The organism is Pontibacter pamirensis (assembly GCF_010015475.1).
Lineage (GTDB): Bacteria > Bacteroidota > Bacteroidia > Cytophagales > Hymenobacteraceae > Pontibacter > Pontibacter pamirensis.
In genome coordinates, this window is sequence record NZ_SSNI01000013.1 from 74,513 (window position 1) to 95,321 (window position 20,809).

General features: G+C 48.1%; 14 protein-coding genes. 4 read left to right on the forward strand and 10 right to left on the reverse strand.

Annotated features, from left to right (window positions below):
* Positions 1–10 precede the first annotated feature (10 nt).
* Both E1919_RS12610 and yidD read right to left on the reverse strand, forming a co-directional pair.
* Positions 11–1,486, reverse strand: coding sequence for a DUF5687 family protein (locus E1919_RS12610; RefSeq protein ID WP_162053762.1), 1,476 nt, complete (start codon positions 1,484–1,486; stop codon positions 11–13).
* Positions 1,487–1,696: 210 nt separating this feature from the next.
* Positions 1,697–1,894 (reverse strand): membrane protein insertion efficiency factor YidD, encoded by a 198-nt coding sequence (gene yidD / locus E1919_RS12615; RefSeq protein ID WP_394351773.1) that lies wholly within the window; start codon positions 1,892–1,894, stop codon positions 1,697–1,699.
* Between the two features lie 121 nt (positions 1,895–2,015).
* On the opposite strand from yidD, the gene E1919_RS12620 reads away from it, so the two are divergent.
* Positions 2,016–4,346, forward strand: coding sequence for a S46 family peptidase (locus tag E1919_RS12620; protein ID WP_237144320.1), 2,331 nt, complete (start codon positions 2,016–2,018; stop codon positions 4,344–4,346).
* Between the two features lie 90 nt (positions 4,347–4,436).
* On the opposite strand, the gene E1919_RS12625 is transcribed toward E1919_RS12620, so the two are convergent.
* From E1919_RS12625 to E1919_RS12635, 3 genes are all read right to left on the reverse strand, one after another.
* Positions 4,437–5,240, reverse strand: a complete 804-nt coding sequence (locus E1919_RS12625; protein WP_162053764.1) for an SDR family NAD(P)-dependent oxidoreductase — start codon at positions 5,238–5,240, stop codon at positions 4,437–4,439.
* A 143-nt stretch (positions 5,241–5,383) separates the two neighbouring features.
* Entirely contained in the window at positions 5,384–6,844 is a 1,461-nt protein-coding gene (locus E1919_RS12630; protein ID WP_162053765.1) for a SusD/RagB family nutrient-binding outer membrane lipoprotein, read from the reverse strand.
* A gap of 18 nt (positions 6,845–6,862) precedes the next feature.
* Entirely contained in the window at positions 6,863–10,054 is a 3,192-nt protein-coding gene (locus E1919_RS12635; protein WP_162053766.1) for a SusC/RagA family TonB-linked outer membrane protein, read from the reverse strand.
* 311 nt (positions 10,055–10,365) lie between these two features.
* Between E1919_RS12635 and E1919_RS12640 the strand changes: the two genes are divergently transcribed.
* From E1919_RS12640 to E1919_RS12650, 3 genes are all read left to right on the forward strand, one after another.
* A complete protein-coding gene (locus E1919_RS12640; RefSeq protein WP_162053767.1) occupies positions 10,366–11,199 on the forward strand; it encodes a PorV/PorQ family protein in 834 nt (277 codons plus the stop codon).
* Positions 11,200–11,377: 178 nt separating this feature from the next.
* Positions 11,378–13,468 carry a ComEA family DNA-binding protein gene (locus E1919_RS12645; protein ID WP_162053768.1) on the forward strand — a complete coding sequence of 697 codons (2,091 nt, stop codon included), beginning with the start codon at positions 11,378–11,380 and terminating at the stop codon, positions 13,466–13,468.
* 215 nt (positions 13,469–13,683) lie between these two features.
* Positions 13,684–14,955 (forward strand): IPT/TIG domain-containing protein, encoded by a 1,272-nt coding sequence (locus tag E1919_RS12650; RefSeq protein WP_162053769.1) that lies wholly within the window; start codon positions 13,684–13,686, stop codon positions 14,953–14,955.
* 34 nt (positions 14,956–14,989) lie between these two features.
* Here the strand turns inward: E1919_RS12650 and sigZ are convergent, their stop codons facing one another.
* From sigZ to E1919_RS12675, 5 genes are all read right to left on the reverse strand, one after another.
* The gene (sigZ, locus tag E1919_RS12655) at positions 14,990–15,607 is read right to left on the reverse strand and encodes an RNA polymerase sigma factor SigZ (protein ID WP_162053770.1); all 618 of its coding nucleotides are present in this window, start codon (positions 15,605–15,607) and stop codon (positions 14,990–14,992) included.
* 8 nt (positions 15,608–15,615) lie between these two features.
* Positions 15,616–16,128 (reverse strand): GNAT family N-acetyltransferase, encoded by a 513-nt coding sequence (locus tag E1919_RS12660; protein ID WP_162053771.1) that lies wholly within the window; start codon positions 16,126–16,128, stop codon positions 15,616–15,618.
* A gap of 107 nt (positions 16,129–16,235) precedes the next feature.
* A complete protein-coding gene (locus E1919_RS12665) occupies positions 16,236–16,652 on the reverse strand; it encodes an ArsI/CadI family heavy metal resistance metalloenzyme (protein ID WP_162053772.1) in 417 nt (138 codons plus the stop codon).
* Between the two features lie 180 nt (positions 16,653–16,832).
* On the reverse strand, positions 16,833–18,740 hold the full coding sequence (locus E1919_RS12670) for a DUF3857 domain-containing protein (RefSeq protein WP_162053773.1): 1,908 nt from the start codon (positions 18,738–18,740) through the stop codon (positions 16,833–16,835).
* Between the two features lie 50 nt (positions 18,741–18,790).
* Entirely contained in the window at positions 18,791–20,758 is a 1,968-nt protein-coding gene (locus tag E1919_RS12675; protein WP_162053774.1) for a DUF3857 domain-containing protein, read from the reverse strand.
* Between the last annotated feature and the right edge of the window lie 51 nt (positions 20,759–20,809).

Genomic DNA, 20,809 nt, shown 5'->3' on the forward strand with positions numbered 1-20,809 from the left:
TGGGGAGCCTTTAAGCCTGCCGGAAGCCAGCTGCCAGTTTATACTTATGCTTCACAAACCGGTTGGCTGTCCATTGCAGCAAGGGCTTCTGAAAGCAAAAACCGATCAAGCCAATTAGTCCTATGGCAGCTATGCCCATGTAGGGTACTCCCATAAAACCAAAGGGAGCATAAATTAACAAAGGCAACACTAATAGTGGCAGTGTCATCAGAAACTTGGAAGCACCTACTCCCTGCCAGTTAAAAGCGGAACCCTTGCTCAAATCCAACCGGCTTTTGTTATAGACAGAGAAATAGAATACTACAAATACATTCACGCCAATATTAAAGAACAGTGCAGCTGTGTTAACGAGTATGATTTTGTACCCGAAGACACCGTAGGGCAGCGTCAGTATATAGACAAGAGTAACAGCAGGCACAAAAATCCAGAACTTGGCAGCATAAAACTGGTAGGGAGAAATTCGCCTGGTCAGGAGCGCATCGAAGTGGGCGCTCTGCCAGCCCGGCACAAACTGCCCATAGTTAAACACGGGCATGCCCGTCATGGCGACTCCCACAAAAATCAGCATCGCAAAGCCGTTCATGTACGTTTCTTTGCCATAGAAGATAAATCCATAGAACAGGAAAATAACGGACATGGTCACGACAGACTTAGAGCGCTTATGCCGCCAGATAAGCTTTAGCTCCAGTTCTATCAGCTTCCCTAATTCGCCGAAGCGGTTCAGGAAAGCAATGCCTTTCCCCTCTACCTGTTTATTTTCGCGCACCCTTAGCTCCTCCGGGTAAGTATGGGCTTTCAGGAAATTATAGTTGAGTACGTATACCCCCGCCAGCAGGAGCACCGGCACCGTTACCAACCAGGGCTGTAGTAACAGGGCTCCAAAAACAACTCTTGAAACAGCATACAGCGAAAATGCCCCGGCATAGTCCAGCAGCATTAAACCAGCCACTCCTACACCGAACAGCAGCGTGAGCATCGGTCTATTGCTGAGTTGCCGCTTAAAGTAAATCAGCAGAAAGTTATTGAAAAGTGTGAGGGCAATAGCGGCAAAGAGCCAGGCCAGCGCTGCGCCTGTTCCATATTCCGGTATTACTGCCGAAAGCATAAAGGGCAAAAAAATCAGCAGGAACATCAGGTTGAATATGCTCGGAACCGACTTCAGCAACACAAAGTGAATGAGCTTCCGCTTCGGAATGGGCAGGTGCAGGTAAGGCTGCACAGCCAGCACCGGCAACTCCTGTAATACAAATCGAAAAAAAAGGTCGACAAGGAAGTAAAACAGCAACGCTCCGTTGAAAATGTCAATCGGCAGCTGATCCGGGTATGCTTTGGCTAGAATTGCATCCAGGTTAAACCCCAGAAACAAAAAAATCGCACCGAAATATAGGATTAACAGCGCCAGAATGATGTTTAGCACCAGACTTTTTTGAAATACGGGCGAACGGCTGTTTGCTTTCCACTGGTGCGCGAGTAGTGTTAGGAGCATACTAATTTGGGAGAAGTATATTATCTTCTAAATATGCTTAGAAATACCTGGAAACCCAAGCCCGTTGGTAGTCTTTAGACAAATCAAAGGAAAATTAATACTTGCAGGGCAGGCATAAACATCTGACAAAATCTTAGTGACGCTTACAAGTGGTGCGCAGGAAACAGGCTTAAGAAATAGTATACAAACAGGTCAGCCTGTTCACCACGCCTATTCCACCGGGTCATACCCGCTGCCGCCCCAGGGGTGGCAACGGCCAATGCGTTTCAGCGCCAGCCAGCCGCCCTTGAACGGGCCATACTTAGTAACAGCCTCCACGGCATACTGCGAGCAGGTGGGGGTATAGCGGCAAGCCGAAGGCGTGAGCGGTGAGATCATGCGCTGGTATACCCATATAAACGCCAGCATAATTTTCTTAAGTATCCAGGACATGGTTTGGTTTTTGCACCGGCCAATTACCCTAACAGTTGTTAGGAGCCGTAATAATTTGTTAAATTTGCAATAGTTTAATTCACCTAAACAAATCTCAATGCTAAAAAGAATCCTTTCACTCTTACTTTTAGTCTCGCTTAATGTGCCCTTTACGGCCAAAGCAGACGAAGGTATGTGGCTGCCTATGCTCATCAAGCGTCTGAACTATACAGATATGCAGAAGCAGGGGCTGCAGCTAACTGCCGAAGAAATTTATTCTGTGAACAACTCCAGCCTTAAAGACGCCATTGTGCAGTTTGGCGGTTTCTGTACCGGGGAGTTCATCTCACCAGAAGGCTTGCTCCTTACTAATCACCACTGTGGTTTTGGCGCCATTCAGTCGCACTCTACTACAGAGCATGACTACCTGACAGATGGCTTTTGGGCTACCTCTAAAGACCAGGAATTACCAAACGAAGGTCTGTACGTAGACATTCTCCACCACATGGATGATGTGACAGCCAAAGTGCTGGAAGGCATCGACAACAACACGCCGGAAGAGCAGCGTGCTAGGTTGGTTGCAGAACGTACGCAGGCTTTAGCCAAAGAAGCTTCTGAGAACGGGAAGTATGTAACCTACGTGCGCGACTTCTTTAACGGCAATGAGTTCTACCTGTTCGTATACAACCGCTATAACGATGTGCGCCTGGTTGGTGCTCCACCGTCATCTATCGGTAAATTTGGTGGCGACACAGACAACTGGATGTGGCCGCGCCACACAGGTGACTTCTCCATGTTCCGTGTATACATGGCGCCGGATGGCTCACCTGCCGCTTATGCCCAAAACAACGTGCCTTACCAGCCAAAGCACCACTTGCCTATCAACATTGGCGACAAAGAGCCCGGAGATTTCTCTATGGTGTTCGGTTTCCCTGGCCGCACAAAGCGTTTCATGACATCGCATGGCCTGAAACTGGAAGTGAACCAACTGAACAAGTCGCGCATTAAGCTGCGTGAGCAAAAGCTTGGCCTTTGGAAAGAGGACATGGACAAAGACCCGGCTACGCGTATTAAGTATGCCTCTAAGTATGCTTCTACAGCCAACTACTACAAGTACTCCATCGGCCAGAACGAAGGCATCAAACGCATGCGCACCATCGAAGGCAAAATTGTGGATGAGGACAAGTTCCAGAACTGGGCCAATGCCGATGCTACTCGCAAGGCTACTTTTGGTAATGTGCTAAGCGAGATAAACGATGCTTATACCAACATCGAGAAGTATAACCTGGGCACCGTTTACCTGAATGAGGCAGTGCTGGGCGTAGAGTCGCTGCTGATGGCTTACCGTTTGTCACCGCTCTACAACACATTAAAATCTGGCAATCCTGCTGCTGTACAGAAAGCAGTGGAGGATGTAATGCCTCGTGTGGAGTCTCATTTCAAAGACTACAATGCTCCTTCTGACAAGAAAGTATTTGCTGCTCTGATGAAGAATTACTACGAGGACATCCCGAAGGAACAGCAACCAGAGGAGTTTAAGAAGCTTGTAAGCAAGTATGAAGGTGATTTCCAGAAGCTGGCTGATTATGTGTACAACAATTCTATTGTAGTATCGGAGCAGAAAACGAGGGAGTTCCTGGACAACCCAACGCAGAAGAAACTGGAGAACGACCCGGCTTTCCAGATTGTGAACGCCATCATCAACAACTACAGAAGCAATATCTCTCCTAAGCTGGCTGAAAGCAACGCCAAGCTGGACAAAGCAAACCGTCTGTATGTAGCTGGCTTGCGCCAGATGAACCCTGACAAGGTGTTTTACCCGGATGCTAACTCTACGCTGCGCCTGAGCTATGGTGCCGTGAAAGATTACAGCCCGCAGGATGGTGTGGTTTATAACTACTACACTACATTGGATGGTGTAATGGCAAAGGAAGACCCAAACAACGAAGAGTTTGTGGTACCGGCTAAGCTGAAGCAGTTGTACCAGGCAAAAGACTACGGCCGCTATGCCAACTCTAAAGGTGAACTGGTGACTGACTTCATCACAGATAACGATATTACCGGTGGCAACTCCGGTTCTCCGGTCATAAACGGGCGCGGTGAACTTATTGGCCTGGCCTTCGACGGAAACTGGGAAGCCATGACCGGCGACCTAGTGTATGACCCGGCCTACAAGCGCACCATCAACATGGACTCACGTTACCTGCTGTTCCTGATCGATAAATTTGCAGGTGCTCAGAACCTGATAAATGAAATGACAATTGTAGACAGCAACAGCCCAGGTGCAGGCGATGCGGCGCAAGCTAAAGCTGATGCTACTACACCACAAGGCGAACTGTTGCAGGCAACGATGGAAGAGGCAAACGAAAAGCTTCGTGCCGGCGACACCGACTTCAAGATTCAAAAGAAGAACGGCAAAGCAAAGGTTAAACTACAGGTGACAGACTAAGCATTCGTCTTACAAAAATCGAAAGGCGCTGGGGGTATCCTCAGCGCCTTTTTTTATACCAGAGACACATTTTAGGGCGTTCAACCATTCCTATATAGACGCCACAGATCCGCCGTCTACCCGCAGGTTGGTACCTGTAATAAAAGATGCCTGCTCAGATGCCAGGAACACGACGACTGCCCCAACTTCGGCTATGGTACCGGGCCGCTTCAGAACGATATCGGGGCGATTGTTCTTAAGGAAATTTGCAACGGCCTCTTCCTTGGTGATGCCAATGTTATCTGCCTGCGCCTGCATCATGCCTTCTACCAGAGGCGTGCTAATGAAAGCCGGCGACACTGTATTCACAAGTATGTTATACTCCCCTAATGATTTAGAAACCGCTTTGCTTAAGTTGATAATGGCAGCTTTGGTCAGGTCGTAAGGGATCATGTCCGGGTAAGGCTGCAGACCGTTCTCTGATGAGATGTTGATGATGCGCCCCCACTTTTTCTCTTTCATGTGCGGCAGTACTGCCTTCATCAGCCGCACCATCGACACTACGTTCAGGTCGTACAGTTGGAGGTATACTTCTTCTGCTATGTCCTCAAAGGCACCGGTTTCGCCAACGGCACCGGCATTATTCACCAGTATATCAATATCTCCTGCTTCCTGTTTTGCCCTTTCCAGAAGTTGCTTTACCTCCTGCTCATCCGTAACATCAGCAGGTACAGGAATAACTTTATTACCTGTTTTTTCGGAAATTTCACGAGCAGTAGCTTCAAGCTCAGCCTTATTCCGGGCGCAGATAATAACGGTTGCGCCTGCCGCTGAAATAGCCTCGGCGGCACCTCTTCCAATTCCTTTGCTGCCGCCTGTTACCAGCGCCACTTTTCCTTTTAAATTGATATTCATGTTGTGTTTATTAGGTGGTAGTACTATTCCCATAAGAAAGGATTCCGGCGAAAAAGGTTTTGCTATTGTGTATGCAGCAAGAGCACCCGGCACAAAAAGAGCCCGGCAAGTTTGCCGGGCTCTTCTCTTTATGCTTAAACAACTCAGACTTCCTCTTCGCCATCCATCCACCAGATAGGATTGGTAAAGATTTGATTCCCTCTTATGTCTGGTACCTGCGCTTCGTTTGCATCAATCTCATCCTGTGGATAAGGAAAGCGTACAGGTGGTGGAGAGATGAGGTGATCGTCAATGAAGGCAGGAAAACCGGTTCTTCTCCAATCGTTATAGGCTTCAAACGGCTGGAAGTAGAAGAAAGCAATCCACTTCTGGCGAATGATGTTCTCCAACGTTAAGGCACCAGCCGACTGTGGCAAAGCCGGGTTTGACAGGTATTCAGAAATGACCTCTTCAGAAGGATTTGGATCGAGCTGCCGAAGCATGGCTGCCCGTATACCCTCTTGATAAGCATCATAGGCCTCATCTGTATTGCCTAACCGCAGGTATGCTTCCGCCATGATGAACTGTAACTCATCGTAGGTCATCATCGGCATAGGAGAGGTGGGGTTTAGCACCATAGTCGTTACATCTGAAAACAGAACGCTCCGCTGGTCATTGTCTTGCGTCGCGTTTGGTGCTCCGATAATTCTCCCTGAATCAGGAACTATCGCGACCATTGCTTCTAAGCGTGGATCATTCAGTTCTAGCAGTGTTTCTACAAATGATTCACTGACTGCATGGTGGCTACGGTCATTTAGCTCCTGAAACCACGGGTGCTCACCAATGGCAGACGCTACATACTGGTTAAAGGTAAAGTTATCTGCCGCACTCTCAAAGCCCTGTTCAGCTGCATCAAGTGCATTTTGAGCTGCAGCACTATTCACATTGGATAATCTCATCCAATACCTTGCTTTGAGCGAGTAAGCTGCTTTCATCCAAAGAGATGCATCCCCTCCGTATATGAAGTCTTGCGCCCCTGGGTTAGTCGCCGCCTCTTTATCTAAGTCAGCAATAGCTTCGTCTAACAGCGTCTGGATTTGGTTATACACTTCCTGTTGTGCATCAAAAGTTGGCTGTCGGTTCTCTATGCCCTGGCCAGCCTCACTTGCTGGCACCGGTCCCCAGGCATCAGTGGCTGTTGATAATGTATAGGCTTTTAGTACCTTTGCAATTCCCACATGTGTCCAGTTGCCGGCTTCATCCCCACCTTCAGATCCTTTTCGGATAATAGCATCCAAGTCAGGAAGTACAGTGGCGTAAATGGTGCTCCACACGTTGTTTAGCAGCGTGGCGTCTTCAAGCCCTGAACGACGGTCGGCGTCCTGTATCTGCCCGTGCACGCCTGCCGTATGCTGCACAAAAGCAGAAGAATACCAAGCTAAGTCTACCCCTGTTACAGCAGTAGGAACGGCCATGGTTACCTGCGGCATCAGGAGGCTTACCGATACATCTTCCGGGCTGTTCGGGTTTGTGTCTATTTCGTCTAATGTATCTTCGTCGCAGGCAGCACTACCTAATACAAGGCCCACTGCTAGCAGGAAGTGTAAGAATCTGTATTTTTTCATATCTGTAGTCTCTTTCAATTAAAATGTTACTCTTATACCGGCACCAAAGCTTCTTGTCTGTGGCAGGGTCATGTACTCCAGGCCCTGAAAGTTACCGCCACCGCCCACACTGGTCTCCGGGTCAAAGTTTGGATAGTCTGTGATTAGGAACAGGTTCCGGCCTGTTAAGACAATAGAAGCACTTTTAATAAAGGAGTCTCCCAGCAGCGTTGTTGGCAGTGTATAGTTTAAAGCCACTTCCCGCAGTCGAACGAAACTTGTGGAGTACACATTAGATTCGGTAATGGCATCCATTCTGTTAGACCAGAAGGTCTGGCCTTGTACAACGGGTATATCGTTAGGGCCCTCTACAACAAGGTTGCCATCATTATCGAAGAAGCCTTGAGAACCTCCAAACACCGTTGGCGTCTCACGGTCTTCCGTAAGCTCAGCCATACCATACAGTTTCAGCAGTCTGGTATTACCTGCATACATATTTCCGCCTTTTCTCCAGTCCAACTGTGCTGCCAAGCTAAAGCCCCCATAGGTAATGGTGTTGGTAAAGGTCATCTCAAAATCCGGCTGCACATTGCCAATATTCTGCGCCGGCCCTACTAAGGGCATGCCATAATAAGGGTTCGGGTTATCGTTAACCGTCTCACGACTGTCTACCACAATGTTTCCAGCATCGTCTCTCACATAAGAGGTACCAAAGATAATCGGGTAACGGGCACCGGCCTCTGCTCTAATGTTCGGCGTCACGAAACCACCCAGGAAGATGTTTTCCACGCCTTCAGCCAATTCTATCACCTCATTTCTGTAAGAGGTAAAGTTTGTGGTGATAGCCCATTCAAAGTCTTCGGTCCGGAGAGGTACAACTGTTGCGACTAACTCATGCCCTGTCGTTTCCAGTTCACCTGCGTTTCTAAATTCGTCTGTAAAGCCTGTGGCAGGCGACACCGGCACATTGAAAATCTGGTCCTCTGTTGTCTGCACATAGTAGGTATAATCTAAAGAAAAGCGGTTATCAAAGAACCTGAAATCACCCCCAAACTCAATGGTTCTGGTATTTTGCGGCCGTAGGTTTGCTGTGCGGTAGATATCACTTAAGGAATAGCCGATGGTGCTGTTGAAAGGGAACTGTATATCATCGTTCAGGAAGCCGGAACCAGCGCCACCCTGCACAAATATATTTCTGGTAATATAGGCCAGATCTGGCGCCTGACCAGCCTCTGCGTAGGAAGCTCTTAGCTTACCGAAGTTCAGAATCTCGTTATCCATTTCAAGCGCATCCGTAAAAGCCAGACTTACCCCAACAGATGGATAGAAGAAACTGCGATTTCCCCGGGCAAGGTTAGATACCCAGTCCTGCCGGGCCGAAGCGTTCACGAACAGATAATTTCTGAAGCCAACTTCTGCGTTTGCATAAATACCAGCTACTCTTCTTTCAGTTATTGTCTCAGAGGTTGTCTGCACAGTTGTGTTGCTTATATTGCCGAAGCCTCCCTGTGCGATGCCATAACCGGTGTTGTTGATGAGCCGGTTATAGATATTGTATATTTCGTTACCAACAAGCAGGTTCACGTTCAGGTCTTCTGAGACCTCGCGGTTAAAGATAACAGAGAGGTTAGAGTTGATCTGGTTTTGTATATAGCTATAATCATTGATCTGGCCTCCTGATGGTGGGCTTGTAAAACCGCCTGTAAAACCAGAACCTAACTCATACACCTCTTTTCCATCCGTCACGAAGAAGTCATTTCCTAATCTGTAATTCACCGTAATCCAGTCGAGTGGCTTATAGTTGATGTTGGCAGAGCTAATTACACGGCGGGTATCTTCATAAAACCGGTTGTTTGCCAGCGACCATCTTGGGTTATCAATGTTACCCCGGTAGTTAACCTGACTGAAAGGATCGTCTGGGTCTGCGAAAGGCAGGCCCCACAGGTCGAACGTTCTGGGTGCTGCATAAAGCGTAAAGAGCGGATTTGACAGGTTGGAACCTCCCGGCACTTTGTCGATATGGGTGTCTGAATAATTGATGGATGCTCCGATGTTTACTTTCGCACCCGCCTTGAAATCACCGGCTACTTTACCATTGAATCGATTCATACCAGTTGTTGGGATGACACCTTCCTGGTCAGTATAGCCTAATGATACGGCATAGTTACCTATTTCGCCATTGTTGGCCACTGTAATATTATTCGTAAACGTATGCCCTGTCTGGAAGAATGGTTCTACGTTCTCATACACCCGGGCTTCCTCCTGCCCCTCAATGGCATTTGTGATAGTTCCCAGCCCCTCTATCCGAGGACCCCAGGAAAGTGATGTGGTACGGTTGTAGTTACCACCAGAACCCTGGGCGTAAGTGCTCTGAAGGTCCGGCAATACTGAGACACGGTCTAAAGAATAATCAGATGTATATGTGATACGGGCTTTCTCATTGGGCCCGACTCCCCTTCCTTTCTTTGTTGTAATAAGTACTACACCATTCGCGGCCCGAACACCATACAGCGCAGCGGCGGCCCCTCCTTTGAGCACAGAAATGGACTCAATATCATTTGGGTTGATGTCGAGGGCACGGGCAGAGGCATCTGTACCACTCACACCTCCAATACCAATTCCTCCGCCTGGTGCCTGTTGAATGGCGTTGCTTTCAATAGGCATACCATCTATCACGTACAGCGGCTGGTTGTTCCCTGTAAAGGAGCGGTTTCCACGTATCGTTATAGAGGAAGATGAGCCAGGCAAGCCGCTGGACTGACGCACAATGACACCGGCTACTTTACCCTGCAGCGCGTTTGTTACGTTCGGCTGATTGGCCCTGTTAACCTCTTCGCCTGTTACCTGTTGCACAGAATAGCTTAAGGCCTTTTCTTCCCGCTCTATACCAAATGCAGTTACAACAACCTCGCTTAGTTGCTCTGAATCAAAACCTAGTTGTGCATCTACAACAGTAGAATTGCCGATGGCACGTTCCACATCCCCATAACCAACATACCTAAACTGAAGAACCTTTGTATTTACGGGTATAGGAACGTCTATAGCATATTCACCATTCGCTCCTGTGGTAACGCCTATTGTAGTACCCTCAACCAACACCGCGACTCCCGGTAATGGCTGTCCTGTTTCTGCCTCGGTCACCCGACCTTTGACAGAAACAGTAGTTTGTGCATAGCCTAACAGTGGCAAGAGCAAAGCCAGCATCAGACTCAGAAGTAAAACCTTTTTCATAAGCTTGTATTTAACTGTCAAACATTGTATTTCAGTTGATCTACGTTCTCAGCATACTTCTATGGTATTCCAATAATACAATTATCAAAAAACATACTCCCAATTATCTTAAAAACCATGTGGATATACTATAATCTTTAGTTAATAACTTTATAAAAATTATACATCATACCTTATGTAATCATATCCTTTAAAAGCTATCTCCGTACAGCCGAAATACAGCTAAAAAGCTATACATAAATACTTTAAACCACCTATACAACAACTTCACAGGATACACGCACAGAAATACTCTAAAAACCCGGAGCCCCATGAAGTACTATCACGCATTTTTACTTTGCCTTATATCAACCCTCACGCAGCAGGTACAGGCGCAGGAGCAGTGCAATTTTGGATCCCGGGCAGCAGGCATGGGGCAGGCCACCGTCACGCTCTCTGATGTATGGGCACTGAGCAACAATACAGCAGGAATGGCCGGCCTGAAGGCACCTGCTGTGGGTGTTTATGCAGAAAACCGTTTCAACGAACTTGCTTTCACCACAATTGCCCTGCAGGCGGTTTACCCCACACAAAAGTACGGCACCTACGGCCTGAGCATGAGCAGATTTGGAGATGCCCTGTTCAGCCAGCAGCACATAGGAGTAGGAATGGCGCATCAGCTAGGGCAATTTAGCTTGGGAGCGAAAGCGGACCTATGGCAGGTGGCAGTGAAAGAGTATGGCAGCCAAAAAGCAGTAGCCCTATCGGTGGGCGTTCAGGGTGAGGTGGTACCCCAGCTGTATTTTGGCGCATTTGCCTATAATTTGAACCAAGCCAGGCTGGCTTCTTTTGAGGATGAGCGCTTACCAACCGTTATGAAAGCGGGGCTATCTTACCGCCCTACGCGCAGGTTGCTTCTAGCGGCAGAAACAGAGAAAAACGTAGATCATGACGCTGACTTAAAGGCAGGTGCCGAGTATGCTTTACTACGGGAGCAGTTCATACTCCGAACAGGCTTCAGCACGCTTACCCGCAAGGCTACCTTTGGCGCTGGTTTCAAAGCCCGGCAGTTACAGGTAGATTATGCCCTCGGCTCCACCACCCTGCTCGGCCTCAGCCACTACCTTTCCGTTTCTTATCAGTTTGATGTAGCGCGTAGCGATTAAGCCTGTGTCATACACTTTTTTGAGTGAAAGCAGTCTCCTGAACGGCTTCATGTAACATTTAACAGTTGAAATATAGTAATGTCATTACCGGTTGCAAACGAGGGCTTAGGGTGGAGTGAATGGTAAACTATCGTGATGGAAGCCATACAGCTGGTATAAACCGACCCCTGGATTGCCTATGGTACGAAGGTTACTGCTGTGCTGGTTTACTTTATGCTTGATGTTGCCGCTGCAGGCGCAGGATTACGCGCGCCAGAACATAGACCTTGACCTGCTGGTGCAGGAGCTTTTCGCCAGGCAGGACGATGAGAATATCAACTACGAAGACTTCTATGAGACCCTTTTCCAATACTACCAGCGCCCTATCGACCTGAACCATACCACGCCGGAGGAACTGGCTTCGCTCTACCTTCTTTCGCGCCCGCAGATAGCTTCCTTTTTTGATTACCAGGAACAGAATGGAAAACTGCTCAGCATTTATGAACTACAGGCCATACCAGACTTCGACCTGCTCACTATTTACCAGTTGCTTCCGTTTGTGCGGGTGCAGGATGCGGGGCTGCAGGCCGACCAAAGGCCGCTGTGGCAACGGGTAATCGGCGAAGACAATAACGCACTGACACTCCGCTATGAGCGCACATTGCAACAGCGCCGTGGCTATTCACCAGTGGATACGAGCAGCCGCTCCACTACCCGCTACCTTGGCTCCCCAAATAAATTGCTTTTACGCTACCGTGTAGGCCACGCCCGCGACTACAGCTTTGGCATTACGGCAGAGAAAGACGCCGGAGAAGAATTCACCTGGTCGCCTGGCACCCGCCGCTATGGGTTCGATTATTACACGGCACACCTGCAGCTTTACAACAGAGGCCGGTTTAAAACAATAGCCCTTGGCGATTACCAGTTGCAGTTTGGGCAGGGTCTGTTGCTCTCGTCAGGCTACAGTGTGGGCAAGGGCAGCGAAACCATTACCACGGTGAGCAGACCAAACCTGGGCATCAGGCCCTATAATTCTGTGCTGGAATATGCTTTTTTGAGAGGAGCAGCCGTTACCTATACCGCAGGCAAAATAGATGTCACCGGCTTTTACTCCAATAAGCGAATAGATGCCAACCTGCAGGCGCAACCCGACACGCTAAGCACCTTTAACAACTTTTTTACAGGCATCCAAACCACTGGCTTCCACCGCACCCCTACCGAGTTGGCAAACAAGCACCAGGCACGGGAGCAGGTATACGGCGCTAACGCTTATTATAAGTCCGATAACAGAGCCTTCTCAGCGGGCATCACCGCCATGGGTATCCACTATAGCTCTCCCATTCAAAAAGCCGGAGCACCTTACCAGCGATTTGAGTTTAACGGCACCAGCAACTACAACATTGGTGCTAACTACAGCTATACCTGGCAGAACGTATACCTGTTCGGGGAAACAGCCATGAGCAAGAGCGGAGGCACCGGCAGTGTAAACGGCCTTATCGCTAATTTGTCCAATAACATAGAGCTGTCGATGCTATACCGCTATTATGCCCGTAACTTCCACACCTTCTATGGCAGTGCCTTTGGCGAAGGCACCCGCAACATCAATGAGCAGGGCTTTTATACCGGCATTAAAATTCGGCCTATGCCCAAATGGGAAATCACGGCGTATTACGACCGCTTTCGGTTTCCGTGGCTCCGCTACCTCGTGGACGCTCCTTCCTATGGTCATGAGTACCTGGTGCGGCTATATTTCAGGCCCAACCGCCAGAGCAGCCTTTACGCACAGATGCGCTATGAGAGCAAGGGGCGCAACATCGTGAACAACACCACCAATATAGACTATGTGGCACAGACGGATCGTCGGAATTTCCTGGTTTATTTTGAAACCACTCCCACCCGCACCCTTAACCTGAAATCGCGTGTGCAGTTTAGCACCTACAGCCACGAATCACCCCGGAGCACCGGTTACCTGATTGCACAGGATGTAAACTTTACTTTTGACAAAATTCGCCTCAGCACCCGCTACGCCCTCTTCGACACCGACAGTTATGATACCCGCCAATATGCGTATGAGCGCGATGTATTGGGAGCCTTTTCTATCCCGGCATTCAGCGGCAAAGGCACCCGCGTCTACGCATTACTGCAGTTCCGCCCGCTCCAAGACCTGGACGTGTGGATTAAGTACGGAATAACGCATTACCGCAACCAAGACACTATCGGTTCCGGCTTAGACACCATCGAAGGCCCCAGAAGGTCAGATGTAAAGGCACAGGTGCGGTATAAGTTTTAACAGCTTCTAGAGCATTGACTATATACACCCCTCTGCAAGAAAGCTTACTCTTCATAAATGGAAAATAAATCTATTTTATCCTACCTAATCCAGGTAGGTGCAACGAGAAGAATAGCTGATATGAGAATCAAATTTATTTTTGAAGCGATCTCTAATTGTCTTCCTAATCCAAGAATTTGCTTGTACCATTGCTATACATATATATATATAATAATATGATTAAAGCATACCTGCTACTCCTGTTAATGCTGCTTCTTACATCATGCGACAAAGAAGATGATTCACCTGTATCTTTAGCCGTCTCTTCTATATCTCCTGAAACCGGGCCTATTGGGACCACTGTAACAATAACTGGTACTGGGTTTAGTACTGCTCTTAATGAGAATGAGGTTACAATAAACGATAAACCTGCAAAGATTACTGCCGCTACCGCTACTAGTTTAACTGTTACTATTCCTGTAAGGGCGGGAAGCGGTAAATTCACAGTTAAAACAAAAGGAAAGACTACAGAAAGTCCAGCATTTAATTACGAGACAACAGCAATCGTATCAACTCTTGCAGGAGGTACACGCGGCTTTGCTGATGGAACGGGGACAAATGCACACTTTAGAGAAATCAGACAACTAGCGGTAGCTCCTGATGGCTCTCTGTATGGCGCAGACAAGGAAAACAATAGAATAAGAAAGATTACCCCAGACGGGGTAGTTACCACTTTTGTTGGAGGTACACGGGGACACGCCGATGGGATAGGTACTGCTGCACAACTTAATCTTCCCAGCGGAATAGTGTTAGGCCCTAATGGTATATTTTATGTGTGTGATGATCATAAAATACGGATAATTAATGCTGATGGTGAAGTTGGGACCCTTGCAGGGAGGTCTTGGGGATATGCTGATGGATTAGGACCAACAGCCGACTTTAGAGGCCTGTATAACATAGCTAGAGCACCTAATGGCAACTTATTCGTTACTGATTATCATAACAACAGGATTAGAAAGATTGCTCCTGATGGCACTGTATCTACTTTTGCGGGGAACGAGAGTGGATATGAAGACGGAACTGGAACTCAGGCTAAATTCTCAGCTCCAATGGGTATTACTGCAGGAGCAGATGGCAATTTATATGTAACCGATGGTAGTAACAGAATAAGAAAGATAACACCAGAAGGCGTGGTTACTACATTTTCCAGCATAGAGGTAGGATATGTTGATGGAGATTTGGAGGCAGCAAGGTTCTTCAGGCCACAGAATGTAATCGTAGCATCAGACGGGACAATATATGTCTCTGATATGATGAATCATAAAATACGGCAGATATCTCCGGACGGCAAAGTAACAACCTTGGCTGGCGGCAGACAAGGTGATCTTGACGGAACAGGTACACAGGCAAAGTTTTACATGCCCGCAGCTTTAGCTTTAGCCTCCGATAGTATACTGTATGTTTCTGAGTACGGAAACTTCAAAATAAGAAAAATAATACTTCGATAGATTTCTTGCTAATGAGGAGCAAGTAAAGGTTCATTTACTTGCTCCTCATATCTTGTAGAGAAGCACAATCATTTCGGACTTCTGCACTAATTAATTTACCACTCCTATCAACTTCTAAATGGCAGCACTCCAGGAACAGCTGCTTCAGCTTCTCGCGGCCGCGCTGGATGCGGGACTTTGCCCCGGAATAGGAAATACCTAGCCGTTCCGCTATCTCTTTCTGGCTGATGCCTTCTAGTTCGCTCAGCCGGAGCGGCTCAGCGTATTCTGGTGGCAACAGGTTGATGAGCGGCTCCACCAGGGCCTCCACCTCGTGGCGCTCCTGCCCAGGCAGTTCCACCTCTGGCAGCTCTGTTTCGGCACCTAAAGGTTGGCGACGGCTGCTCTCCCGGAAGAAATCATGTACCGTGTTGCGCGTAATCTGGTAGAGCCAGGCTTTTAGGTTATGCACCTCCTGCAACTGCTCACAGTTCTTGTACAGCTTCAGGTAAAGCTGCTGTAGAATATCGTTTGCCTCCTCTTTGTCCTGCACCCGCTTCAGCACAAAGCCTCTCAGTTGTGCTTCGTAAGCCAGAAATACAGGCGCGACGGCCGCACAGGAATCTGTGGCAGCAGCTTTATTTTGCTCAGGGTTGATGCAGCAGTTTTCCATGTTCCTGTTTATATACCTACAATTTTACTTCTTCTTTCCAGCAGGTAAACATCACGCCACTCGCCGTGCATCTGGCCCAGCTTTTCGCGGTAGCCCACTACTCTGAACCCGCATTGCTCGTGCAGTTTTATACTTGCCTCGTTTTCCTTGAATATACCTGCCTGCAGCGTCCAGAAACCCTGCTCCTCCGATAGCTCCACAAGTTCGCTCAACAGCAGTTTGCCGATCCCTCTTCCCCTGAAATCCGGATGAACATACACACTTTCTTCAGCCACTCCGCTGTACACGCACCTGCCTGACACAGGCGTAAGCGCAGTCCAGCCCGCTACACCGTCCTCAGTAAGGGCCACCAGGCGGCAGTTTGGCAGGTGTTTGGCATCCCACGCCTCCCACTCCGGCGCCTTTGTCTCGAAAGTAGCGTGGCGGGTAGCGATGCCCCACTCATATATTTCTTTTACCTGTGGATAGTGCTTAGGCTGCATCTCCGTTAACAGCACTGAATTCAGAAGCTTGGTCTGCATAAGCTTGATTTACATAACTATTGCCAGAAAGAGTAAATGAGCAACAGGTATAAATATACAAGACCTGTTGCTCATTTACTCTTTTACTATGTACTATTTGTTTACTATCAGGCGCTTACTGTTTCTGCTACAGCTCTGGCGTTGGCACCTTCTCCGTATACAGTTGCCTCACCAAACGTATAAAATGCTTCCCAGTCAACGCCCTGCGGGTCAGTTATCCACGACTTCTCTGACTTTGCATAGCAGCAGGTGCATTTGCCCTCTTCCCGGATAGCGCCTTTTGCATTTTTCAGGTTTCCGTATACCTCGGCCAGTTCTTCCTCACTTTCTACCTGGATGCCCAAGTGCTCGATTCCAGCGTTCTCGGGGTGCAGCGAAATGGCGAAGTTGATGCGTGGGTCTTCCAGCATCCATTTGGCATAGTCTTCTTTTAATACAGTAGGCGCTGTGGCAAATAAGGCGGTGTAAAACGCTGTTGACTCTTGTAGGTTCTCTACGCGCACGTTTACATGGAATCTTTTCATGGCTTTTGCTCTTTTAGGTGTTTTTCTATTTATACCCTGATGACGGAGCCACCTCTGAAAAGACGCAGGCCTTTGAAAAAATTATTAATAATTTTTTCAAAGGCCTGCATTCCACTTATTTCTTACAACTTAAGCTTTAATTAAAGCTTGGTTAAGACGTTCAGATTAGTATTGCTGCCTCTACGGGATGTTCTTTACGAACACCACCTGCTGGCTATCAGACTTAATAACGCTGTTGAGGAAAGAAACCAACTGCACATAAGACTCTGGTTTGAAGCGGCCTTTCCCCATCTGCATGCTGCGCATGTAAACAACCCGCTGGCCATCTACTTTCACAGAGGCTTTATACTCCCCGAAAATAGACTGATGCACTACTTCCTGGGGCAGATACTCTACCGTATAGCCAATCGGCAACTCAAACTCCACTGTATCCACATCCAGGAAAGCCATACCACGCACGACCTCCGTTAGCCGCGTTTCCTTCTGGTTAGGCACATAAGTCCATTTGCTCATCAGGTTAGGCGAAACAAACATGCGCTTGCCGCTGATAGTGGCGCATTGGCGAAGGCTAAGCTCCAGTTGCTCCGTTACAACCGGCAGTTTGTCCTTCTGTTGCGCAAAACCATATTTCTCTATTTCGAAGGCTGGAATCTTCACCTGCTGGTACAGCCACTTGCGCTGCTCTTCAGGCTCCAGGTTCTGAATGGCCTTGTCGCGGGCCTCCTGCTGCATGCCCGTGTAGCGGGTTACCACGCTCGCGCTGCCGCTGCCTTTCTCATTCAGCTTTACTTTAATATGACGTAGCTGAGCATTGTCAGCGGCTTCATAGTCAGGTGTTTTTACCAACTTGCCTCCTTCAGGCGTTATCAGCAGCGCATGACGACCGCCGGTAAAGCTGCCGGAGTACCCGGCTGCCTCTGTCTGACTGGTGCATTCCAGCCAGAGCGTATCGTTGGGCATTGGCACACACAGCACCACGTGGTTAAACTGGCTACTCGGAAAATCAGTCTTTATATCCGGCACATCGTTTCCAGCGCGTATCAAGGCATGGTACGAGTTTATACCAACTGTTTTCAGCATGGCTTGTGTATAGTTGGTGAGGGCTTTGCAGTCGCCGTAGCCTTTGCTATCCACAAAGTTGGCCTCAAAGGGCTGCCAGCCACCAATGCCTAACTGTATAGATACATAGCGTGTTTTGCCCTGCAGGTAGTCATACACAATCCGCACCTTTTCTTCCTGCGTTTTGGCGCTGGCCGTCAATTGAGTCAATTTTTGCTTTGTCGCCTCCGGCAGCACATCACGCCCTTTGTTCAGTTGCTCCACCCATAAGCCATAGCTTTTCCAACTCTCCATGTTGCCTTTGTAGCCTTCTACCTCAAAATCAGTTGGCGCTGTACGCACTACGGGCACGAGTTCTTCCAGTTCAGGGCCGTAAGGCTCCGTTTCTATAGGCTCCAGATTTTGCACCTGCCAACTGTATACCTCGTGGGTGGCCGTAGTGCTTTTCTTAACCGGCTGCGGCATGTTACTTTCGAGGTAACGCAGTTTCATACCTACTGGCATCTGCACCTCGTAGGTTGCCTTCTCCACTTTCAGGTGCTCTTCGTCCTGTGGATAAAAAATGGGGTAAAACAGCAGATTTTCCGATGACAGCGCATATTCGAATTCTACGGTATACGGGTATACGGTATGTGTCAGGTCCGCAATCTTCACCCGGTTATCTTCATACAATGAAAAATTACTTATGGCGCTTACATCCGTGATGTCCTTGTTCTTAAGAGCTTTTATTTTCTTGCCTGACTTGTCATAAGAAGTACCTTTAATATACTGCACCTTCCGCAACTTATCGTAATGCACATACTGCTTTGCCCTGTGGTTACCGTTACTGTTCAGGATGGTGATAGACACCTTGTATTTTGTTGTACCACTTTTAAGTGATTCAACAGTAAACACGGTTTCCTCTGAGTGAATGATGATGTTGGTATCCTCTGAAGGTTCGTTAACACTGCTTTGGCTACCCGCCTTTGTTTGTGACTGCAGGAGCAGCAGGCTAACCAAGACCCAGAGAAAGATATAGTTCTTGCGCATAAAAATCTGTTATAAGTTTAATATCAAAAAAATCGCTATTGCGGCCGGGCTTAATTTGCCGCGATTCTTTTCAGCACAATCTGCTCCGCCTGCTTCGCAATTATCTGGTTGTAGAACTCTTTTAGATAGGCATATTCTGGTGCAAAGAAAACGGGCTTGTTGATATTCACCTTGCTCATCACCTGCAGGCTGCTTCCCTCCTGCTGCACCACGTACATGAAGCGGCCGCCTTTCTCAGGCAGGTTCACGACAAGGCTCTTGGGAACTTCATCTAATTCATAGCCCTCTGGTATAGTAAAGCGGCAGATATAAGTTTCATCTATTGGCGTACCGAAGTCAACCGGATACAGGCGCTCATTTAGTTTAAAAGGATTCTCCGTCTCTGCCTGCCCCAGCATCGGATTCAGGTAAATGATATGGTTGGCCTGGCCACTGCCACTGGCGCTGATATTATAAGTAATATCAAGGGCACTGTTAATGTCCCGCAGGTTTTTAATTTCGGGCTTACTCATCTTAAAATCACCAACTTCTTTGGCGATACGCTCTGCATATTTGCTCTCCCCTTCGTCTAGAATAGTTTTGCGCAGGTAGAGTGCACGGTACCCGCCAGCAGACTCGTGACCAGTACCTGTTAACTCCCCCTGTTCGTTGATGGTTATCGTGGCGTTGAATAATTTAGTAAGAGAGGCAGTCGCTGTCAGTTCTACCCAACGCTGGTCCGCTTTCTTTATGAGGCGGCCACTTCCATTCAGGCAGCGATACGGAAGCACACCCGCAGGCAGCAACGGTTCTGTGGCATCCAGCAGGTACTCCTTTCCTCCCACCTGCACATGCGCAATCACATAGTTGAATTTGTTTATCATCGGGGAGTAAGATGTCATGACACGGCCGTGCTCGCGGGTACTCACCAGCACCGGCCCCGCATCAAAGCCTGCCTCCAGCAGCATAGAGGTCAGCAGCAGGTTAATTTCTGCAGCGCTTCCCTGGCGCAGGTCATAGGCTTTCCGGATTGGGTTGCTTGTATAGATGCCGTACTTCTCGTTCCATTTCATCCGCGACTTCACCAGTTCAAAAATAGCCTGCATCTGCTGCTCCGGTTCCTTATACTTTGCACTGATAGCGGCAAGGTCCTCTTTAAAGAAACCGCTGCGGTTTAGCTGAATGCCAAAAGAGTAATCCCCGAGCAGGTCATCTGTTACCTTGCTCCAGCTTCCGGTCATCACCTCAGTGCCTCTTCCGGGTATGTTAACCTGCTGCAGCTCAAACTCAATTTTAGACTGGTAGTCGCCCAGCGATGTGATGTACTTCTCTTCCTTCAGAGCTGGCACATCTTTCATCGCCCACACATAGGAGTTGTTAATCATTTCATTGCCATTCTGCCTCTGGTTATCGCTTTGGTGCAATGGATGGTATCCCTGCATCTGGAACTTATAATCGAAGTATTGTGGAATTCGCGCACGGTACTCGCTCCATACTGTTGGGATAGTTGCCTGAAACTCCCACTCACGCATATTGTACACCCTGTCAGACGTAATAACGTAGCTCACATCAATCACAGACCCTTCTTTTACATTGGGCATGGTGAATTTCTTCATATGCCAGTACTCACTCCGTTGCTCGTCGAAAACGGTTTTAGAATTCAGTTTCTCCTTCTGCACTTTCCCGTTCTCCAGGTTATAAGTAAATCCTTTTATGCCGCCCACTCTGTCACGGGTAGATCCGTTCTCATAGTAAGGCACTGAAAAATTTGCCCAGTCATAACCGGATTTCTTTAAAATCTTAATGCGGATGTGGCGCTCTGTTACCACCTGCAGTTCGTTTACCAGGTTAAAATGAGTATAACCGTAGTCTGACAAAATAACTGCGGCTGCGCTGGTGTCTTTCTCATAAGTACGCATGGTTAATTCTGCCTCATCAATATTGCCGAATTTAGCAGCCTGTGCCCGCACCTGCGACCAGGAGCAGCATACCAGGAAGGAAAATAAAAGAATAAGTTTAGTAGAAATTTTTGCTTTCATAGATAAGCATTTAGTGATTTGAAATAGGTATAGATAATAAGCGTCTCTGTA